This is a genomic window from Paenibacillus sp. FSL H3-0457 (assembly GCF_037981725.1).
In the GTDB taxonomy this organism is placed as follows: Bacteria; Bacillota; Bacilli; order Paenibacillales; family Paenibacillaceae; genus Paenibacillus; species Paenibacillus amylolyticus.
On record NZ_CP150283.1, the window covers coordinates 4,053,270 to 4,073,319 of the forward strand.

General features: G+C 47.3%; 16 protein-coding genes. All 16 read right to left on the reverse strand.

All coding sequences use genetic code 11. The features are described 5' to 3' along the window. Positions 1 to 23: 23 nt before the first annotated feature. The 16 genes from hflX to MHH25_RS18025 all read right to left on the reverse strand — a co-directional run bounded on the left by hflX (position 24) and on the right by MHH25_RS18025 (position 19,893). Positions 24 to 1,310 carry a GTPase HflX gene (gene hflX / locus MHH25_RS17950; protein WP_340017703.1) on the reverse strand — a complete coding sequence of 429 codons (1,287 nt, stop codon included), beginning with the start codon at positions 1,308 to 1,310 and terminating at the stop codon, positions 24 to 26. 124 nt (positions 1,311 to 1,434) lie between these two features. Next, positions 1,435 to 2,406, reverse strand: coding sequence for an AAA family ATPase (locus MHH25_RS17955; RefSeq protein WP_036613563.1), 972 nt, complete (start codon positions 2,404 to 2,406; stop codon positions 1,435 to 1,437). A 110-nt stretch (positions 2,407 to 2,516) separates the two neighbouring features. Next, complete coding sequence (locus MHH25_RS17960; protein WP_036672757.1) at positions 2,517 to 3,080, reverse strand: DUF402 domain-containing protein; 564 nt, start codon at positions 3,078 to 3,080, stop codon at positions 2,517 to 2,519. A gap of 288 nt (positions 3,081 to 3,368) precedes the next feature. After that, positions 3,369 to 6,029, reverse strand: a complete 2,661-nt coding sequence (locus MHH25_RS17965; protein WP_340017704.1) for a PBP1A family penicillin-binding protein — start codon at positions 6,027 to 6,029, stop codon at positions 3,369 to 3,371. A 170-nt stretch (positions 6,030 to 6,199) separates the two neighbouring features. Then, positions 6,200 to 6,442 (reverse strand): RNA chaperone Hfq, encoded by a 243-nt coding sequence (gene hfq, locus MHH25_RS17970; protein WP_017687918.1) that lies wholly within the window; start codon positions 6,440 to 6,442, stop codon positions 6,200 to 6,202. 373 nt (positions 6,443 to 6,815) lie between these two features. Next, on the reverse strand, positions 6,816 to 7,772 hold the full coding sequence (gene miaA / locus MHH25_RS17975) for a tRNA (adenosine(37)-N6)-dimethylallyltransferase MiaA (protein WP_036613558.1): 957 nt from the start codon (positions 7,770 to 7,772) through the stop codon (positions 6,816 to 6,818). After that, entirely contained in the window at positions 7,753 to 8,538 is a 786-nt protein-coding gene (locus MHH25_RS17980; RefSeq protein WP_047843423.1) for a class I SAM-dependent methyltransferase, read from the reverse strand. The genes miaA and MHH25_RS17980 overlap by 20 nt, the downstream gene beginning before the upstream one ends. Before the next feature lie 17 nt (positions 8,539 to 8,555). Further along, positions 8,556 to 10,790: a DNA mismatch repair endonuclease MutL gene (mutL, locus tag MHH25_RS17985; protein WP_340017705.1), complete on the reverse strand. Its 2,235-nt coding sequence runs from the start codon at positions 10,788 to 10,790 to the stop codon at positions 8,556 to 8,558. A 21-nt stretch (positions 10,791 to 10,811) separates the two neighbouring features. After that, a complete protein-coding gene (gene mutS, locus MHH25_RS17990; protein WP_340017706.1) occupies positions 10,812 to 13,613 on the reverse strand; it encodes a DNA mismatch repair protein MutS in 2,802 nt (933 codons plus the stop codon). A gap of 207 nt (positions 13,614 to 13,820) precedes the next feature. Further along, positions 13,821 to 15,071, reverse strand: coding sequence for a hypothetical protein (locus MHH25_RS17995; protein WP_340017707.1), 1,251 nt, complete (start codon positions 15,069 to 15,071; stop codon positions 13,821 to 13,823). A 201-nt stretch (positions 15,072 to 15,272) separates the two neighbouring features. After that, entirely contained in the window at positions 15,273 to 15,833 is a 561-nt protein-coding gene (locus MHH25_RS18000) for an outer spore coat protein CotE (protein WP_017687912.1), read from the reverse strand. 75 nt (positions 15,834 to 15,908) lie between these two features. Further along, positions 15,909 to 16,886, reverse strand: coding sequence for an aromatic acid exporter family protein (locus MHH25_RS18005; protein ID WP_036613548.1), 978 nt, complete (start codon positions 16,884 to 16,886; stop codon positions 15,909 to 15,911). 131 nt (positions 16,887 to 17,017) lie between these two features. After that, positions 17,018 to 17,167, reverse strand: a complete 150-nt coding sequence (locus tag MHH25_RS18010) for a hypothetical protein (RefSeq protein WP_167544411.1) — start codon at positions 17,165 to 17,167, stop codon at positions 17,018 to 17,020. A 67-nt stretch (positions 17,168 to 17,234) separates the two neighbouring features. Continuing rightward, a complete protein-coding gene (locus MHH25_RS18015) occupies positions 17,235 to 18,059 on the reverse strand; it encodes an ABC transporter permease (RefSeq protein ID WP_074096946.1) in 825 nt (274 codons plus the stop codon). Between the two features lie 5 nt (positions 18,060 to 18,064). After that, positions 18,065 to 18,859, reverse strand: coding sequence for an ABC transporter ATP-binding protein (locus MHH25_RS18020; protein ID WP_340017708.1), 795 nt, complete (start codon positions 18,857 to 18,859; stop codon positions 18,065 to 18,067). Between the two features lie 29 nt (positions 18,860 to 18,888). Beyond that, positions 18,889 to 19,893: an ABC transporter substrate-binding protein gene (locus MHH25_RS18025; RefSeq protein ID WP_340017709.1), complete on the reverse strand. Its 1,005-nt coding sequence runs from the start codon at positions 19,891 to 19,893 to the stop codon at positions 18,889 to 18,891. Positions 19,894 to 20,050: the final 157 nt, after the last annotated feature.

Consider the following 20,050-nt stretch of genomic DNA (forward strand, 5'->3'; position numbering starts at 1 on the left):
ATCACATCAATATGTCATGAATATTACAATTCAATGAATTCTTCAAGCATATAACCAAATTTCTCATATTCACCTTTTTGCAATTCAACTTCATAAATGACATCATTCTCTTCAAAGCTGGTATCCACTACATCACCAATTTTATAGAGTACTGACGTAAGATCACCACGTTCTGCCGGAATACGGAAGCGCTTTGTATCACCTGTCAGCTCTGTCTGAATGAATTCACGGATTTTAAGCAGATCCTCCGAGTCTAATGCGCTTACTTTAATATGGTCTTTATCCAATGGAAGCATCTCAAGCTGCTCTGGTGTGCACGCATCTTTTTTGTTATACAGGACTAACTGCGGCTTGTCCCCTGAACCAAGTTCTTGCAGAATCGTATTAACCGTCCGCATCTGATCTTCACGCATAGCTGATGAGGCGTCCACAACATGCAGGATCAGGTCTGCCTCATTCACTTCCTCCAACGTTGCCCGGAATGCTGCAATCAGATCATGCGGTAGATTTTGAATAAATCCAACCGTGTCGGTAAGTACGATTTCTTTTCCACTTGGAAGTTCCATCGTACGTGAAGTGGGATCCAATGTAGCGAATAGCTGATCTTGAATATACACATCTGCAGCCGTCAACTGCTTGAGCAAGGTTGATTTGCCAGCATTGGTATAACCAACAAGGGCTACCTGGACAATACCTGTTTTTTTACGGCGTTCACGATGCAATTTGCGATGACGAGTCAATTCATCCAGATGACGCTTCAGATCATCGATACGACCACGAATGTGACGGCGGTCTGTCTCCAGTTTGCTTTCACCCGGGCCTCTTGTTCCGATTCCGCCCCCGAGTCTGGACAGGTTCTTGCCATGACCCGACAACCGTGGCAGCAAATAGCTATGTTGAGCCAATTCCACTTGAATAATACCTTCTCTAGTGTTTGCCCGTTGTGCAAAGATGTCCAAAATCAATTGGGTACGGTCAATAATTTTGAGATCGAGGGTTTCTTCCAGATTACGAACCTGTGCACCTGACAATTCCTGATCAAATATAGCTGTAGTTGCTCCCAGTTCCTCTGCAATCGCACGGAGCTCTTCCACCTTACCTTTACCAATGAACCATTTGGTATCACGTTTTTCCCTGTTCTGAGAAAGTACACTTAGCACTTCCACTCCAGCTGTCTCGGCAAGTTTCACCAGTTCTTCTAAAGAGTACTCAGGGTTGATACCTGTACGTTTTACATCATCCGTAACAAGACTCACCAAGACGGCGCGATCTTTTTTGACCATATCTGTATCATGCGTGCCATTTGTCATATATATGTTCACTCCCTCTAATTACTAAATTAATCCGTTGATATACATTGCCACGAATATGCCATGGCATGCCTTAAGCCGAACCGGTTGGCCCGGCCGGCTGGTGTAAAAACTATATTATCGCTTACTTTCGCTCAAAGTTCAAATCCTCTGTACGGATTGTCATCAACTCCAGTTTTCCTGGACTGCCTTCCGAGTATTGTTCCAACAAACGAACCGCCTGATGCCTGATCGAACGCTCAATGGCATTACGAACGTATCTGGCGTTACTGAACGCATGCAGCGAATCATTTTTTTCCTGAAGCAAATGCTGCTTTAGCTTGAGTATGGTCTGTGGCATTAGAATATAATCGCGCTCTTTGGCCATAATCTCAGAGATTTGAATCAACTGATCAATGCTATAGTCTGGAAACTCCACTTGAATGGGGAAGCGGGAAGGTAATCCAGGGTTCGTCTGGAGAAAAAAATCAATCTCATCCGAATAACCAGCCAATATAAGGATAAATTGGTTTTTATTATCTTCCATTGATTTTACAAGCGTATCAATAGCTTCCTTTCCAAAATCTTTCTCTCCCCCACGGGCCAAACTGTAAGCTTCGTCAATGAACAATATCCCACCGAGAGCCTTCTTAACCAGATCTCTTGTTTTCTGCGCCGTGTGACCGATATATTCTCCAACCAGATCTGCACGCTCTACTTCAATAAGATGCCCTTTACTCAACACACCCATCTTCTGAAAGAGTTTGGCAACAATCCTCGCCACGGTGGTCTTACCGGTTCCCGGATTACCTTTGAAGATCATATGATACACGTGCGCACCACTAAGTAAGCCTGCTTCGGTACGCATCTGAGCAATCTGTAGGAAAGCATAGATCTCAAACACCAAGTCTTTGATATTTTCAAGTCCAACCAGTTGCTCCAACTCACCCTGTATCTCCTGGAAGTGTGCATGTTTGGTTATACTCTTGGCTGCCTGTACTGCCGCTGCTTCATCTTTGACCAACATCTGAGGTTCCTGGTTACGCAACACAATATTAATTTGTCTGGATGGTCTGCCTCCTGGTTGCTCTCCTGCAGCCATGACCCGTCCGTTCATTCGCCATCACCTCTATTTTATCGGGCTGAACTCTCCTGATTATTAATGTATTCTATCAGGTGCTCCAATATTAGAAGGATCATGAAGAATTCTACGGATAATTAGATGACTCAAATCTGAATGTTTTTTCGAAACTCTCCGTTCTCAAACAAACTCGGCCTATGCTTCAGTGATAACTGAAAGTATGGGAATACATGTGCATCAATGGCATGCAGCAGTTCCTTAGCCGTCTTGTTCGCCAGGTCATAATCACCCGTTGTAATATGTTTCCGTGACAGTGCATCTTCAAGCTCATCTTCATCCAGCAAAAATACTTCTCCATCTTTCAGTACAACGACATCCAGATACAGGTCATCAAACCAAGGAACACCCTGATCGGTTATCCCCTGACTACGACATGTATCAATGTACCACTCTACAATCCGTTCCTGATCGTCAAACATCGCCGTAACAACAAAGTGCTCTCCCTTCGGATAGTATTGCAGCCAGGAATAACCTTTATCTGCGATACAGAAGGTACTGCCTCCATATGTTTTCCACAGAGGTTCTTTCAAATCCTGTATGGTGTACAACGTAATATAACCTGTGAAAATTTTGGATTGAACGAACCGGCATGTGAATTGTCGGTTCGTAATCCGGCGCCAGTTCGCGCGATCCCCGAATTTCCGTTTCATACGAACCCCTCTTTGCCGATTACAGGTCCGTGACCTGCTCTGATGTTATTGGTGAACAATGTAATAACGTCCGCCTGATGGATTCCAGCGCTCTGGGTCCGCCCTTGCACAACGTATTACGAATAGTTACAGCTTACCATATTTAAGGTTTACACTCAAAATCAAGCTTTGTCCCACCTATTCATCAAATCAGCTTCCATTACAGTTGGTTCTGTATAACACAAAAAACTGCTTCACCGGTTTCCCGGGGAGCAGTTTTTCAATGTAGCTATTTAGTGATTCATTGGCTTAGCCGCCGGTGCCAGCTTGGGAATCTGCAGGTGCATCTGTCCCTCCAGTATCCCCACTTGTTCCGCTGTCCGGAGTTACAACTTCGCCCGGCGTAGTTACGCCCCCATCATCGGAACCTTCACCATTTCCGCCAGGATCTGTTGTGCCCTGACCAGGTGGGGTCGTATTGCCTTCCCCAGGTTGACCGTTTCCGCCGTTATTACCACCGTTGCCATTGTTTCCGTTATTACCATTACCATTTCCGTTATTGCCATTTTCATTTCCATTACCGTTATTACCGTTCGAGTTGCCATTATCCGGTGTACCATTGTCCGGATTCTCCGTACCTGGCTGCTCAGGATCTATCTCTGTTCCAGGGTCTATACCAGGATCAGGTTCCTCCGGCGGCACTTCCTGCGCTTCAATCATCAGGGAAATGGTATTGGAAGGATCCGTCTCCAGTCCTGATGCCGAGTCGTAAGCTGTCACATAGTACTCATAGGTTAGACCAGGCAACGCACTTAAATCTTGTGCATTGGTCGCTCCTATTGCATCAATGAGATGAGTGAACTGGGCTTCAGATGTTTCTTTCCGATAAATTCGATATTGCGTACTCGCGTCACCCGTTCCAGTCCAACTCAGGGAGACGGTTTGTGCATTTGGATCGTATGATCCACTCAGCCCACTAACGGACAGAGCCGGCTTTTCTGGTTCTTCTACTGGCGGAGGTGCCTGCCCTCCAGCTGGTGCTTTGAATTGCTTCACTGGAATGCCTTTTAAAGCATCTCCCATGACTTTGGCAAAGAAAGCTGCCGACAGCTTACTGCTGTTCTTAAGCATATGATTGGCATCCGGATTGTCATAGCCCATCCAGACTGCGGCAGTCCATTCCGGGGTGTATCCAACAAACCATACATCACGGTTGGCACTGTTGCCAGAGATACCACTTTGAACTGTTCCTGTTTTACCCGCTACCGGACGATCCAGACGTGCTGAACGTCCCGTACCGTCATTAACGACGTTCTGCAGCATCTGTGTAAGCTGATACGCATTTTGCTCACTCATGACACGCGTTGTGTCCGAGTTATCATGTTTATAAGTGGTTTTGCCTGCGCTATCCTTGATTTCTTTAATCGCATAGGCTTGTCGGTATTCTCCGAGGTTGGCAAATGCACTATAGGCTTGCGCCATTTCCAGTGTATTTGTACCTTTACTTAGACCACCGAGGGCAATCGCCAAGTTTTTGTCTTCATCTGTCAGCTGTATGCCTACACTCTTGGCAAAATTAATGCCTGTGTTAACACCTATTTTATCAAGCAGCCAAACCGCAGGGATATTTTCCGACTTCGTAATTGCATCCGTCATACTGATCGTTGAAGAATATCCATGCAAGTTACCAGGACAGTAGTTACCAAAACATTGCTTCGCATTACTCAGCGACGAGTTGGCACTGTAATTTCCTGATTCAAGCGCAGGTGCATAAGACACAATCGGTTTAAAAGCTGAACCTGGTTGTCTTCGACTTTGCGTTACACGGCTATAACCTTTAGTCTGATAATCCCGTCCTCCCAGGAGGGCAACGAGGCTACCATTCTCATGGTTCATGATAACCATGGAGCCTTGAACCTGTTGATCGTCTTTACTTGCCTCGAACAGATTATCATCTGTGAAGGCAGTTTCCATGGCTGTTTGAGCCTGAGCATCCATAGTTGTATAGATTTTGTACCCGCCGATATTCAGATCATCTTCCGTTTTACCTGTTACTCGTTCAGCTTCACGGAGCACATAATCTATAAAACCTTGATACTTCCTGTCTTTCTCTGGTCGCTTGTAGTTATAGTTAATCTCTTTTGCTTCGTCCATCTCCGCCTTGGTAATGTAGCCTTGTTCATACATCAGCTGCAATACCACACCTCGGCGTGCTTTTGAGTCGTTTGGATTGCTCACCGGATTATAGGCAGAAGGCCCTTTCGGCATAGCTGCTAATGTAGCAATTTGCCACAACTTCAACCTCTTGAGATCAGTAACTCCAAAGTAAAATTCAGATGCCGCTTTAATCCCGTAACGCTGATGACCGAAGAAAATACGGTTCAGATACATCGTCAGGATTTCGTCTTTTGTGTACTTGCGCTCTAATGCCATGGCAATCGATACTTCCGTTGCTTTACGGAAGAACGTCTTGTCACGGGACAAGAACATGTTCTTGGCAAGCTGTTGGGTTAGTGTACTACCACCTTCCACCATGGAACGAGCCATGACATCCTTAACCGCTGCACGCCCAATGGACCAGATATCCACGCCCTGATGATCGTAGAATCGCTTATCCTCCGTTGCAACAAAGGCTTGCTTCACAAGCTCAGGAATATCATCTTCTTTGACAGGTTCCAGCTTCTGAATGGATAGTTCCCCCATTAATTGGCCATTGCGATCATATACTTTTGAAGTTTCATTAATTGTGGTTTTGTCCTTATTGGCTTTGAGCAGATTTTCACCACTCACCATAATAAATAAATATCCGCCAAGTGCACAGAATATGGCGATTGCCATTGTGAAAAACAGTGTCCATCCAACGCGTTTACCCGTAATTTTTTTCTTTTTAGAGGTCTTTGGCTTCGCTTTTTTGGGTGACTTGTTATTGTTGTTGCGATTGTTAGACCTCGACAACGGATCGTTTGGCATGTTACCTCCTGACTCCCTTTCGGTTGCATAATTTCTAATCGTCTGTAGGCTCAGGCATATATTAAACATATTTTGCCCGGAATGAAAAGAACAACCCTTTATTCAGGTTGCTCTGTTTCAATACCTATACTTGTAGACGAAATGTTTGGTGAAAAGGTTTCGTAATTTTTTTAAGCTTCGCCGCTGTTATCTTGCTGCATCAGCGATACGCTGCGTTGCGGCGTGAACGTGGAGATGGCATGCTTGTAGACCATTTGCTGGCGTCCGTCGCTGTCAATGACGATCGTAAAATTGTCAAATGCCTTGATCGTCCCGCGGATTTGGAAGCCGTTGGTCAGATAGACCGTAGCAGGAATATTTTCTTTCCGCAGTTGGTTCAAGAACGTATCTTGGATGTTGATGGACTTGTTCATTAGCCGTACCCCCATTGGTTCATTTGAATTCGTGTTCAAGTAATATTCAATATCGCTGAGTAGCTTTCGTGCTATTATATCATGAACAGTTTCATATAATCCACAAAAACCCCTTGTCTGCTATTTTACCCCCATTCTTAGCGAGGTGAACAAATAGAAGACTTATCCATTATACACCGCTTGTCTGTTTTGCAAAAGAGGGACAAATTCTTCATTTTAAAGCACATTTATTCGTTGTTTGCCGAATACTTAATCTCTACCATCTGTTCTAGTGATAAATAAAAACCTCTACCCTTTTGATGACTAAAAGGTAGAGGTTTACATATCTTGATCTAATCGATGCCTGTCAGAAGAATACTAATAATCGCTCAAATCAATCAAATTTTTGTGTAATCAATTCACTTATCTGCTTGTATTTCCCTTCAAAATCTTGGGTATCCGTCATGTCCACCCATTCAATATCCTTCATATGGCGGAACCAGGAAAGCTGCCGTTTGGCAAACCGACGCGTATCCCTCTTCAACCACTCAACCGCAGCTTCCCAACTCACTTCCCCTTGCAGGAACGCTGCAATCTCCTTATACCCCAGCCCTTGCATGGAAATATGACCTCTGGCTACTCCGCGTTCCAACAGGGACTTCACTTCATCCACAAGACCTTGTTCGATCATCAGATCAATCCGCTCTTCTACCCGGGCGTACAACTTCTGCCGATCCATTGTCAAACCAACAATAAGAAGGTCATAAGGTGACTCTTTCTTCTGTACTGCCAGCTGATCAGACCACTTCTCTCCTGTGAGATGATGGATCTCAAGCGCACGTACAATTCGCCGTTGGTCATTCGGATGCAGACGATCCGCACTAACGGGATCAACTTCCCTCAGTCGATCATGAAGGGCCTGAGCTCCATTTAGCTCAGCATAGCTGAATTGTTCCTCTCTGAACGCTTCATCCGAACCGCTATCCGAAAATTGAAAGCCGTAACATACCGATTCCACATACAGACCGGTGCCCCCTACAATAAAAGGCATTTTACCGCGTTCATGGATTTCACTAATCAATCGTGTGCAACTCTCCTGAAACTCGGCCACAGAATACGGATACTCCGGTTCATGGATATCAATGAGATGATGGGGTACACCCTTCATTTCTTCAGAGGTAATCTTGGCAGTTCCGATATCCATTTCTCGATATACCTGCATCGAATCTCCTGAGATAATCTCACAATTGAAAGCTTGGGCAAGCTCGATGCTCATTCTTGTTTTGCCTACTGCTGTTGGTCCAACCAACACAAGCAGTTTAGGTTTTGGTTTAACTTCCACTTTCAACATTAATCACTCCGTACAGGGTTTTTGCATTCGCCCGATCAAGTATTTCAAATCCGAGCCTGTCAAACTCCGCGCTGCCGCGCTTTTCTTTCATGACTACCCGTTTACGGGCAACCCGTTTTGCTTCCATAATGCTCTGTTCATCCAGCGCGTGAGCATTTGCATAATCTCGCAAGGGCTGTATAGCACTTGAATCCATCATTGGCTCACGAAACATGGGGTCAAAATATACGGTGTCACAGCTTTGATCTGGCAACGATCGAAGCAAATCGAGATGATTCGCATGATGCAGCTCAATACGCCGGAAAGCTTCATTTACCGCTGGCTTGATCGTCTCATATTGAGACATCCCCTCCACTAATAGTGTATATAGCGGAAGAGAGCTCTCACATGCAATCACCCGTCCACTTTTACCCACTGCAACCGAGAACACCAGTGCATCCGTGCCCAGTCCGGCTGTACAATCGATGATGGTATCCCCTTCATTCACCGCCCCCGCCTCCAGCAGTGGATCAGGTTCTCCTCGCAATATACGTTTGGCACGAACAAATCCCATGCTGGGGTGGAACTCCAGCAACGGTGAATCCTTCCGAAATAGACGCACTTTACCCTGGAGTACAACCAGAACCTCCTCCGCCTCATAGTGTTCAATCATCATGGGCAGAGACATTTTATTACGGCGCACGTAAGTACCCCCTGTTGTTTCAGCAAGGTTTTGGGCCCGCTCCACAAGTAAAGCCGCTTCCTTTTCACCGGTTGTAATATACATAGATTCCTCCTAAATAGCTACATAACACGTTTGAACAATTTTTCCAGATCATATGTTGAAAATGAAATCACAATCGGCCGCCCATGTGGACAAGTGTAGGGCTGACGACATGAACCCAATCGCTGAATTAGCACTTCTGCTTCCTGATCCGTCAGCTTTTGGTTCGCTTTGATGGACGCCTTGCAGGAGCACATGATCGATGCAGCTTCTCGCATCTTGGCGACATCTATGCTGCGTTCACTCAACACCCACTCGGACATTTCTTCGATAATGTCTTTCTCGTCCCCTTTGGGGAACCAGAACGGATGGGAGCGCACACGGAACGTCTGTCCACCGAAATGCTCCAAATATACACCCGCCTGTTCGAACCAAGCCAGCCTTGTTTTCAGCTTTTCCGTCTCCGAAGGTGTAAACTCCAGCGTAATAGGCAGCAGTAACTCTTGTGAGGCCTGGGCAGGGTTACCAAACTTCTCGTAATAGTACTCATAATTTACGCGTTCATGAGCGGCATGCTGATCAATCAAATATAAACCTTGGTCATTTTGCGCGATCAAATACGTACCATGATGCTGTCCGATCAGACTCAGCTCCGGAAATTCAGGCATGGATGCATCCGATTTAATGGCAGCAGCAAGTTTAGTGGCATCAGGTAGACCTGAAGTTTTCCACGTCCGTTCACTTCTCGGAACTGAAGACGGATTATACGATGAACGTGCTTCCCTAACCGGTGAATATACGGAATCGGAGCGATACGTAGCTGGTTTGCCTTCAGCCAGCGGTTTCTCTGTTGCTCCACGATCCCCACCATCTTGAGAAGAGAGGTCAGATTTGGGAACAGTTTCGGTTGAACTTGTACTTGAACTTAAACTTGTACTTACATCCTTAGTGCCTTCTTGCACGTTAACGGATGTCTGCCCCCCGTCATAACTAGCAATCTTCTGCAAAATATCCCCGTTCCAACTTTCTAACTGAACAGGGGGGTGTGTAATCTCAGGTGGAGCTTCGGGCAACGGCACTGAGTGACCCTGTTCAGATACCGGCTGTGGTGTGGACACATCCGCCGGAGCATCCAGATCCAGATCATCATCTTCCGTAGTTAACTTCAGCGGTGCAGCAGTAGGTTTCCCGAGTGGACCCTGTTGACCATATCCTTCTGCATCAGATGCATCTTTCAGCGGACCACGCGGAAAGAGGAATTGCTCCTGAATAAAGGAGTTATCGTCCCCACGTCGAATCTGCTGTTTTTTGACCTGTGGAATCAGTACCTCCTGCCGGAGTATCCCCCGCAACGTCGTCTCTATGAATTCATACAGTTCTGGTTCCTTGCTAAAGCGAACCTCCAACTTCGCCGGATGCACGTTCACATCCACAAGAGAGGGGTGCATCTCCAACTGCACCACGACAAGCGGGAAGCGATTGATCGGCAGCAAGGTATGGTAGGCTTTGAGAATCGCCTGATTGAGACCGTAATTGCGAACAAATCTCCCATTAACAATCGTTGACATACCATTACGATTCGCTCGTGTCCATTCTGGCAGGCTGATCAGCCCGCTCACCCGGTAATCCAGACTTTCTCCCTGGATGGGAAGCATCGCTTTGGCAGCACTTGTCCCATAGATCGCTGCAACCACTTGTAGCAGATCGCCGTTGCCCAACGTCTGAAGTAGCACATTCTCATTATGGCGCAGTCGGAACGAAATGTTTGGATGAGACATCGCCATCCGGTAAAGGACATCTGATATATGTCCCAGTTCCGTCTGGATCGTTTTCATATATTTGAGTCTGGCAGGTGTATTGTAAAATAGTTCTCTCACTGCAAAATCTGTACCTTGGGGTGAGGTTGCGTCTTCATGAGTGCGAAGGTTCCCGCCTTCAATTACGATGCGGCGCCCCCGCCCATCATTGTCACTTGCCGACAATACCTCTACCTTGGACACGGCGGCAATACTCGCCAAGGCTTCGCCGCGGAATCCAAGACTTGTGATCTGGAACAGATCTCGGCCATGGGCTATTTTGCTGGTCGCATGACGATAAAAGGCGGTTTCCATGTCCTCTGGCTCAATACCTGTACCATTGTCTTTGACACGAATACTGAGGAGTCCGCCCTCTTCCACCGTCACTTCAATCTTGGTGGCGCCTGCATCCACCGAGTTTTCGAGCAACTCTTTGACAACTGAAGCAGGCCGTTCGACCACTTCACCCGCCGCGATCTGGTTGGCAATATGTTCATCAAGCACATGTATTTTCGCCACAGGTTTTCCCCTCCCTTATACTCAGGATAATTGCTGTGCCTTCAATTTGAGTTCATTCAATATCTGCATCGCCTGAAGAGGCGTCATATTCATGACATCGATATCTTTCATCGTACGGATGAATTCTCGCGCTGGTTTATCCACCGCAACTACATCCGGTTTCGTTGCCACACTCGGCTCATCATCCCCAAAGATAGACAGTTGAACCACATCCGAATGGTTTGCGCTGGACTGTCCTTTGCTGTTTGATTTCTTGGCATGTTGCTTCCCAACCGAATTTTCAATGGAAGGTGTGTACTCTGCACTCTCCTCAATCTCGTGTTCCCGGATCAATGGTGCTGAATCCGTGTGCTGGAATTTTCCACCTTTTAATTTCAAGCCTTCTTCCTGCTTCTCGTTTCCGATATATTCACTGCCCACAGCTACTTGCGCGGCCGCATGTTCGAACCCATGCAATAGTCCATTCGCCCGCTCAATAATGCTATCAGGCAGACCTGCAAGGCGTGCACAATAGATACCATAACTGCTGCTGGCTGCCCCGGCAATCAATTTGCGCAGGAAATTAACTTTGTCTCCACTCTCCTGTACCGCCATCGAGTAGTTGGCCAGCTTGTCCAGACTCTCCTCCAGATGAGCAAGTTCATGGAAATGAGTTGATACAAGAGCTTTACAGCCGATGATATCATGTACATATTCAATAACAGACTGTGCGATAGCCATACCTTCGCTGGTTGACGTTCCCCGTCCCAATTCATCGATAATAATCAGACTGCGTGGTGTGGCTTTGTCCGTCATGACCTGAATGTCGGCCATCTCCACCATGAATGTGCTTTGTCCGCCAATGAGATCATCCGCGGCACCAATCCGTGTGAAAATGCGATCCATGATCGGCACCTCTGCCTGACCGGCAGGTACAAAACAACCCACTTGCGCCAAAATGGAGATTAAAGCAACCTGTCGCATATACGTACTCTTACCAGCCATATTTGGTCCGGTAATCAGCAGAATACGTGCCTCTTCCTTGGTCATTGCCGTGTGATTGGCAATAAATGCGCCATCTCGCATGACCGCCTCGACGACCGGATGGCGTCCTTCTTCCAAAACCAGGTCATAACCGTCGGTCAGCGTAGGCCGTACAAAGTTACGCTCAGCGCTAATCACCGCAAAAGATTGATATACATCAATCTCTGCAACCTGTTCGGCCAGCTTCTGCAATCTTGCAATCTCTTTGTTCAGCCGCTCGCGCAGCTCTGCGAACAGCCCATACTCAATATCAACCATTTTGTCCTGAGCTTCGAGAATCAGCGTCTCTTTTTCCTTCAACTCCGGCGTAATGTAACGTTCTGCATTGGCAAGTGTCTGTTTACGTTCATAACGTCCCTCTGGCAACGCGGACAGATTGGACTTGGTGATCTCGATATAATAACCAAACACTTTGTTATATCCAATCTTCAGCGATCGAATGCCTGTCGCCTCACGCTCTCGCGCTTCCAGCTCCGCAATCCACTGCTTCCCGTTAACCGAAGCCTCACGCAATTCATCCAGACGTTCATGATACCCTTCACGAATCAGACCTCCGTCCCTTACCGATACCGGCGGCTCGTCCACAATGGCTTGCCCGATAGCTTCACGCAGATCATTGCAATCATCCATCGTTTCGGCAATATGCTGCAATGTTGCGGAAGAAGATCCTGCGCAATGCTGACGAAGTCCTGGAATTTTCTCCAGCGATGACTTGAGCGCATTCAGGTCACGACCATTGGCATTACCAAACGCAATCCGGCCTACCAAACGCTCCAGATCATAGATGTCTTTGAGTTCTGCCCGCAGGTCCTCACGCAATATAAACTGGTTGTACAACGTATCCACTGCTTCAAGACGCTCATTAATCTTCCCTTTTTGCAACAATGGCTTATCGACCCAGCGACGCAGCATTCTTGCACCCATGGACGTCTCGGTCCGATCAAGCAACCAGAGTAATGAACCTTTTTTGGAGCGTTCACGCACAGTTTCCACCAATTCCAGGTTCCGGCGGGTAAACGGGTCCAAGATCATGTAATGATCGGGCTCATACGTTGAGATTTGAGTTAACTGCCCCAGAGAACGTTTCTGTGTCTCACTCAGATAGGAGAAAAGACGTGCAATGCACGCTTGACGTTCAGGCTCTAATCTTGCCCAGACAGCCTCGCCAAACTGCTGACGGACCAGATCTTCCTTATTTTTTGTCCACGACGTGTAGACCACAGGGCGACCGATTGGAGACGCCTCGGCTTCTACCGTTTCAAGTAGCGCTGCATCCCCCACCAGCTCCGATGGTTCGTAGATGCCGATTTCATCCTTGAGCCATTCCTTGGAATAGGGTACGGATGTCACATACAACTCACCCGTTGACAGATCACAGGCCGCGAGCGCCAGCGTATTTTGATTACCTGTAAGACACACCATGTAGTTGTTGGACTTGTCACCCAGCGTCTTTCCTTCCATCACCGTTCCGGGTGTAACCACACGTACAATTTCGCGTCGTACCATGCCTTTGGTTACACTTGCATCTTCCATCTGCTCACAAATTGCAACTTTATATCCTTTTTCAATCAGACGCTGTATGTAATTGTCAGCCGAATGATAAGGTACACCGCACATCGGAATTTTGTCATCCGTGCCTCCGTTGCGTGCGGTCAGCGTGATCTCAAGTTCACGGGAAGCATTAATCGCATCCTCGAAGAACAATTCATAGAAGTCACCCAGTCTAAAAAATAGAAAAGCATCTTGTGCTTCGGCCTTCACTTGCAAATATTGTTGAATCATTGGCGTATACTGAGCCATGATGAATATCCTCCATCCCGTTCCTATAATGTCAGGAAGAAACGCGTCCTGGAAGGACAATAAGACGGTCAGGCACTGTGTTTGCGCCTCCGCCTTATGTGTTGGCTAATCGCCACTTCCTTCAAAGGTTGCTGCTCCATATCTTCCGTAGTAGCTTATTACTCATAAAAGACTTGTTTATTATTATATCAAAAAAACGTCCGTACTTCATGAACCTGCCCGAATATTCCAGAGTTTGCGAATATCGCGGCTCTCATCCCAAGTTCTTCCCAGTTTTAATTGAAGGATTAACGGAGACGCATATCTTTCATAACGTGCATATCCATCCAACCTCTTCAGATCATCTACGAGTGCTGGGATGTGTTCCTTAATCACTTCGCGCTTTCCCTCATAAAAAGCAGCATGAACCTCAGCTTTCACCAACGGACGCTGCCGTAATTGAGTATACCCGCTCGCGATCAGACCTGCCAAGGCCACAACACCTTTTGCAACAAGGGGCGATACAAGAAAGCTGGGTAACGTACGATACTCAAACCCACCATAGGATTTCAGGCGAAAATCACCAAGTGCTCCATAACGGGGTCGTCTTCCCGATCCTCGTGGGTCTTGCAGAAATGCCAGTGGCAATGCCAGATAATTGTCCAGTGCACGAAGCAGTTCCCCGGTAAGATTCACCCCGCTAAAATGAATATGACCGCCTAGAGGTAACCCACGCTGTGGCATCCCGCCTGCCTGCCAGATGAGTGAGTGATCACTAATGCTGCGGGAAGCGGCTGCGAATGCCCTCATCAGATGAGCCAGCAGTTCTCGTGGTTCGGAGCTGGGAGCCGGTCGCAGTTCGGCAACCGGATATATGCGCCGTCCACCAATTGTGACGGAATCACAGCCTGCCATTCCTGTACGTTCAAGAAATCTGGAGGCGGGTACGATTTTGGATTCCGGCATCTGCACCAGAAGAAACTCCGGGTCCATGCCGAGTATTGGAATGGGTCTGTGACTCAGTTCCTCATCCAGCAGTTCCTGATGCTGCTTCCAGCTTTCCCTATAGGTAGCAGCAAGGTTGGTCATCCCTTTCCAGGGACACGGGTCGATCGAAATCACTGCACAGCCGCCGTTCCCTGAGGATTCCATTCGAACAGCTCCATGATCCAGCCCTAGCGTATACAGCGTTTTGATCGCAAGTCGTTCTATGCGCTTGAATAAGGTTGAACTCGCTTCACGCTCCAACAGAGTTTCCTGTGCCCCTCCCATGCCACTAGTATCCTTGCGCTTGATCCGGATCGCCTGCAGACAACTTACCTCTACGTCATAGCGTACACGTAAGCCTGGTTCACGTTTGCGCCGATCGTGCAGTGACAACACTTCAATGCCTGCCTGTTTCAACCGTTCTGCACGTTCTCCAGATGTCATCCTTTCATATCGGCGCAGCGCTTCCTCCGCTTGTTCCATCACATTCATTACGTCCCCCCTCCCGGATCATGCAACTAAAATAAAAATAACCCCGCAATGCGGAGCCTTCCCGTGAAAGGTATTCCAGGCACATTGCGAGGCTCGTTACCACCCATTTTTTAATATTTAAGAAGAAAGAGGGCTTACGCCCTCTTCACCGCGCCTTCTGGCGCATATGATACCTTAGGTTATCAAATACAGGCGTCAAACTCACAGCTCATCGTCGAGCAGATCGGGATCGAGATCGTCATAATCTCCATCGGCACTGCCAAAGTCATAGTCCTTGTCTTCGTAGTCACCGCAACCATCTGTGCAGACCTTCACACAAACTTTAGTCTCGGCAACGAGTTCCACAGCGAATTCCCGTTCTACCCGGATAATTACACTGCTTCCACCTGCTGATACTGTGGCTTCCACACAGCTAGGTTCCTGCGTTGCATCCGCAGATACCTCCACTGTGGAAGTCCGGTGTTTCGGGTCCAGATAGGACAAAGGCACATGTTCTACATACGAGACCGTTTCTTTGGCTACATCCGTCTGAGAGTTCTTGTCGTAGGAATACCAAATGTTGATATCGTAAGTACCAATAACTTCAATTCCGTCACCCGCTGATACGGCTTCATATTGGTGGTTGATAATCCAAGCCCCCAAAATACTTGTCGGACCATTTGGCGGAGTCACGGTATGTGTTACGGTAGAGAACTTACGACCTTTGCCGCAGATCGCCTTCGTGATAATCTCTCTACATTGATGTTTATGACTCAATGACATCTTTAAACCTCCTCCATACAATCATTCACTACAAGTGTATGCAGGGCATTCGTCTAGGGTGACAACTATTTTCTATTATTCGTTTGTAGATTGGGACCGGTCCGAGATTGGGGACGGTGCTTTGTCCTTCTTCGCGACTTTCAGATACAGCGCGAGTTCGCGGCACAGCTGGAGAATTGCAGAACGAATCTCGAATTCTTCCCTTGTATCCGGCAGCTCCATACGTTTGAATTCTTCTTGCACATCTGCAAGAAGTTTTTCAGTTCGTCCCGTGTAGGATTCAGTGAGTACGTCCTGACTAAGCTGATCGAACAGCTCCGAAACCATCTCCGCATGTGGCATCTTCTGATAGATCTGGGACACGAGATGCATCATGTGCTGGATGGAGTCCAACTGCGTTTTGCGCATATAGAAGTAGACGCTCCATTCCTCATTCGGATGAATCACCTGATTCTCCAGAGAACGTTTGGCAGCATCAATACCGCCAAGTATCGCTTTATCTGCTTCAATCAGCTCTCTCCCTGCCCATGCTTCATTGGGATTACGCAGCGTGGCCGCAAATTCTTTGAAAATCTTCGAGAAGAGTTCATCGATTCGTTTGCGAATGCGCAGCATCTGTGGATCTGCTGCCGGCATATAGGCCAGGTTAACCGCCATTGCGGAACCAAGACCAATTAACAACAAAGCAATTTGTACGAGGACGACATGCACGTCCATCTCCCCGCCGCCGAACACCCGAAACACCACAACAGAACCTGTAACAATGCCTTCTTTAAATCCTACCCGGACAATAGCCGGGAATGCGATCAATATGTATACCGCCAGCACCCAATAATGGAAGCCTAGAAAGTGAAAAAGTACACTTGCAAATAAAAGTCCAACTACGGAAGCAAAGAACCGCGCCGATATGGTGCGAATACTTCGTTTTCTCGTTACATCCACACCAAGAATGGCAAGCAATCCCGCTGATGTTGGTCCCGGCAAGCGACACCAGTCTGCAATCAATACAGCCATTAATGCGGCGATTGCAGTTTTAATTACCCTAAAACCCATTTAACATTCCATCTCCTCTAAGCTGCAAAAAAATTCTTAGCCAGCTCGTCGCCTCATTCATTTATCATGACTAGTATGTCTCATCCAAAAGTAAACTAGACGACATCAACCGACATGCGCATGCATGCCGGTCACAGCAACACGCCCCGAATGAGGGACGCTGGCAAGTTAGATCGTTGCGACAGAACCTCAAGGCCCTCTTCTCCAATCATCGCATTCATTCCGGATCTGCGCGGAATAATCATACTAAATATGGTACTTGATTTTACGGTATCGGGCAACGTGACACCCCTTGTGAAATTGTATACATATCATACCCGGTCACATTACGAGTAAAACACTTCAGAATCACCTGCGGCCAGCCAGCATTTTGCGTTCTGCATAGACAACAAGTTGGTACATGGCTGTTGCAACTGCGGCAATAATTAACAGACTTGATAATACAAGTGTGAAGTTGAATACTTGGAATCCGTAGATAATGAGATAACCGAGCCCTTGTTTGGCGACTAGAAACTCACCCACAATTACACCCACCCAAGCCATGCCAACGTTCACTTTCAAAGTGGAGACAATCGCCGGAAAAGAAGCAGGTAATACAACTTTTGTAAAAATCTCGGAACGGTCTCCACCAAACGTACGAATGACTTTAATATAATTGGGATCCACTTCATTGAAGCTGTTATACACCACCAGTGTCGTGATAATGACCGTGATGGACAATGTGGTCATAACAATCGCTGTAAAACCCGCGCCGAACATCACAATAAAGATCGGGCCAAGTGCTACCTTTGGCATACTGTTGAACACAACCATATAGGGGTCCAACACTTTTGACAAAAAAGGAGACCACCAAATTAAAACCGCAAGCAAGGTTCCCACCAGTGTTCCCAGTAAAAAACCAACTGCCGTTTCCCCCACGGTCACCCCAACATGTGCCCACAACTCGCCACTAGCGATGTCCTTGCCAATCTGGGCAAAAACTTTACTCGGATAACTGAATAACAGTACATCAATCCAACGGAGTCTGCCTGCCACTTCCCATAGCAAAAACATACATACTAACATAGATAACTGTACGGCAAGCACTTGATGTCGCCATCTGGCCACCTGCTGAATATGATTCCGATGCAGCTGCCCCATCCATTCGTCACGCTTTTCCTGCTTCGGATTCATTGGATTCACGCGTCTTCCTCACCTCCCCCGGACTGATCCAGTTCACTCCACAATGCCTGAAACAACGCATTAAATCCTTCTTGCTCCCTGGCATGAAACGGCTGAGATTTACGAATTCCATCGGGAATGATAAATTCACGACGGATGCGGCCCGGATTGCGATCCAGTACAATGACGCGGTCACTGACCGCAATGGCTTCAGACAAATCATGGGTGACGAGAACAGATGTTTTGCCAAACTGTTTTAACGTGTCCGAGACCAGATCCTCCAATTGCAGCTTGGTTTGATAATCAAGTGCTGAGAATGGTTCATCCAACAATAAAATCCCCGGATCGGTTGCCAGCGTGCGCACCAGGGCTACTCGCTGTCTCATGCCTCCTGAAAGCTCTGAAGGGTACTGATTCTCCGTTCCGGCCAACCCCATACTTACCAGCAGTTCCCGTACACGCTCACGGCTCCGTTCATCCAGTCTGCCTGTCAGTTCAAGACCGATTAATGCATTATCCAGAATGGTCCGCCACGGAAACAGATAGTCCTGTTGAAGCATATAACCAATCTGTGCTGAGGGGCCGCCAACGAGTTTGCCTTTAACCTTAACCTCTCCTCGGGTGGGTGTGAGCAGCCCGGCGATGATCGACAACAATGTCGTTTTACCGCATCCACTCGGTCCAACCAGACTGACGAACTCTCCTTTTTGGATCTCCAGACTCAAGTCCTCAAGCACCAAGGAAGCTTCCCGCTCGCTGACGTATACTTGAGAGATCCCCTCCAGTCGGATCACACTATCGGATTCAGGCATTCTGCTCACTTCCTTTCCTGAATACCCCATTACTTTGATTTCGTAGCTTCTTCCGCATGGGCATTATCCACAATGGCATTCAAATCCACACGTTCTTTCAACTCTCCGGAGGCACTCATGACATCAAGCAGATTGTTCCACTCTTCCTCATCAATGATTGGATCCGTTGCATAGCTGCCCTGTTCCTTATAACGATTAACACTGCTGACTAGAATGGCTGGATCAATGTCTTTGAAAAAAGGAGAAATGACTTCGGCAATCTCTTCAGCCGTATGGGAATCTACCCATGCCTGCGCTTTGTGTAGACCATTCGTAAACTTCTGTACGATATCCTTATTGTCGTTAAGATAACTCTGTTTCGTCATGAAGACGGTGTAAGGCAGAAGACCACCTTCTGTGCCAAACGATGCAACAACCTTACCCCGACCTTCTTGTTCAAAGATGGATGCCTGGGGTTCAAACAGTTGAACATAATCTCCCGTACCTGAAGCGAAAGCAGACGCAATGTTGGCAAAGTCCACATTTTGAATGAGCTCCAGATCACTTTGTGGATCAATGCCATGTTTGTTCAGTGAGAACTCCCCTGCCATTTGCGGCATGCCGCCTTTGCGTTGACCGAGAAATGTGGAATCCCTCAGTTGCCCCCAATCGAAGCTACCTTCTGTGTTACGAGCGAACAGAAATGTACCATCCGTTTGGGTGAGCTGGGCAAAGTTAATGACCGGATCTTCCGCTCCCTGCTGATAGACATATATGGACGTCTCCGCCCCTACCAGTGCGATATCCACCGAACCTGCGAGTAATGCCGCCATCGTTTTGTCACCACCAGCAGTCGTTTGAATATCCACCTCAAGTCCCTGCTCTTCAAAAAAACCTTGAGCCACAGCCACATACTCCGGTGCGTAAAATACCGAACGAGTCACTTCGCCAATCGTAATCTTGGCTTCATTCTCTTCCTTATTACAGCTGGTGAGCGCCACAATGATAATCAGCAGAATAACGATGCCCCGGACGAACCATGGCGTGTATTTCATGTTGTTTCCCTCCTTCACTGGTTTCAGCAGTTTCTCTCTATTATGGATATGCCGATGCCCAACAAAAGGTTAAGAACTTAAATGCAAAAAAGAGCCGGGCAATGTTGCCCGGCTCTTCAGCTCTTCGATATGTTATTTAATATGTTATATATGGGAT

Excerpts from the sequence above, each read along its gene's own strand:
- MHH25_RS18000 (WP_017687912.1), bottom strand. The coding sequence starts at position 15,833 with ATGTCATTGAGTCATAAACATCAATGTAGAGAGATTATCACGAAGGCG.
- MHH25_RS18020 (WP_340017708.1), bottom strand. The coding sequence starts at position 18,859 with ATGCCTGAATCCGATAGTGTGATCCGACTGGAGGGGATCTCTCAAGTA.
- hfq (WP_017687918.1), bottom strand. The coding sequence starts at position 6,442 with ATGAACAAGTCCATCAACATCCAAGATACGTTCTTGAACCAACTGCGG.
- hflX (WP_340017703.1), bottom strand. The coding sequence starts at position 1,310 with ATGACAAATGGCACGCATGATACAGATATGGTCAAAAAAGATCGCGCC.
- MHH25_RS18015 (WP_074096946.1), bottom strand. The coding sequence starts at position 18,059 with ATGAATCCGAAGCAGGAAAAGCGTGACGAATGGATGGGGCAGCTGCAT.
- MHH25_RS18005 (WP_036613548.1), bottom strand. The coding sequence starts at position 16,886 with ATGGGTTTTAGGGTAATTAAAACTGCAATCGCCGCATTAATGGCTGTA.
- MHH25_RS17955 (WP_036613563.1), bottom strand. The coding sequence starts at position 2,406 with ATGAACGGACGGGTCATGGCTGCAGGAGAGCAACCAGGAGGCAGACCA.
- miaA (WP_036613558.1), bottom strand. The coding sequence starts at position 7,772 with ATGTTGAAAGTGGAAGTTAAACCAAAACCTAAACTGCTTGTGTTGGTT.
- MHH25_RS17960 (WP_036672757.1), bottom strand. The coding sequence starts at position 3,080 with ATGAAACGGAAATTCGGGGATCGCGCGAACTGGCGCCGGATTACGAAC.
- MHH25_RS17995 (WP_340017707.1), bottom strand. The coding sequence starts at position 15,071 with ATGAATGTGATGGAACAAGCGGAGGAAGCGCTGCGCCGATATGAAAGG.
- MHH25_RS17980 (WP_047843423.1), bottom strand. The coding sequence starts at position 8,538 with ATGTATATTACAACCGGTGAAAAGGAAGCGGCTTTACTTGTGGAGCGG.
- MHH25_RS18025 (WP_340017709.1), bottom strand. The coding sequence starts at position 19,893 with ATGAAATACACGCCATGGTTCGTCCGGGGCATCGTTATTCTGCTGATT.
- mutS (WP_340017706.1), bottom strand. The coding sequence starts at position 13,613 with ATGGCTCAGTATACGCCAATGATTCAACAATATTTGCAAGTGAAGGCC.
- MHH25_RS17965 (WP_340017704.1), bottom strand. The coding sequence starts at position 6,029 with ATGCCAAACGATCCGTTGTCGAGGTCTAACAATCGCAACAACAATAAC.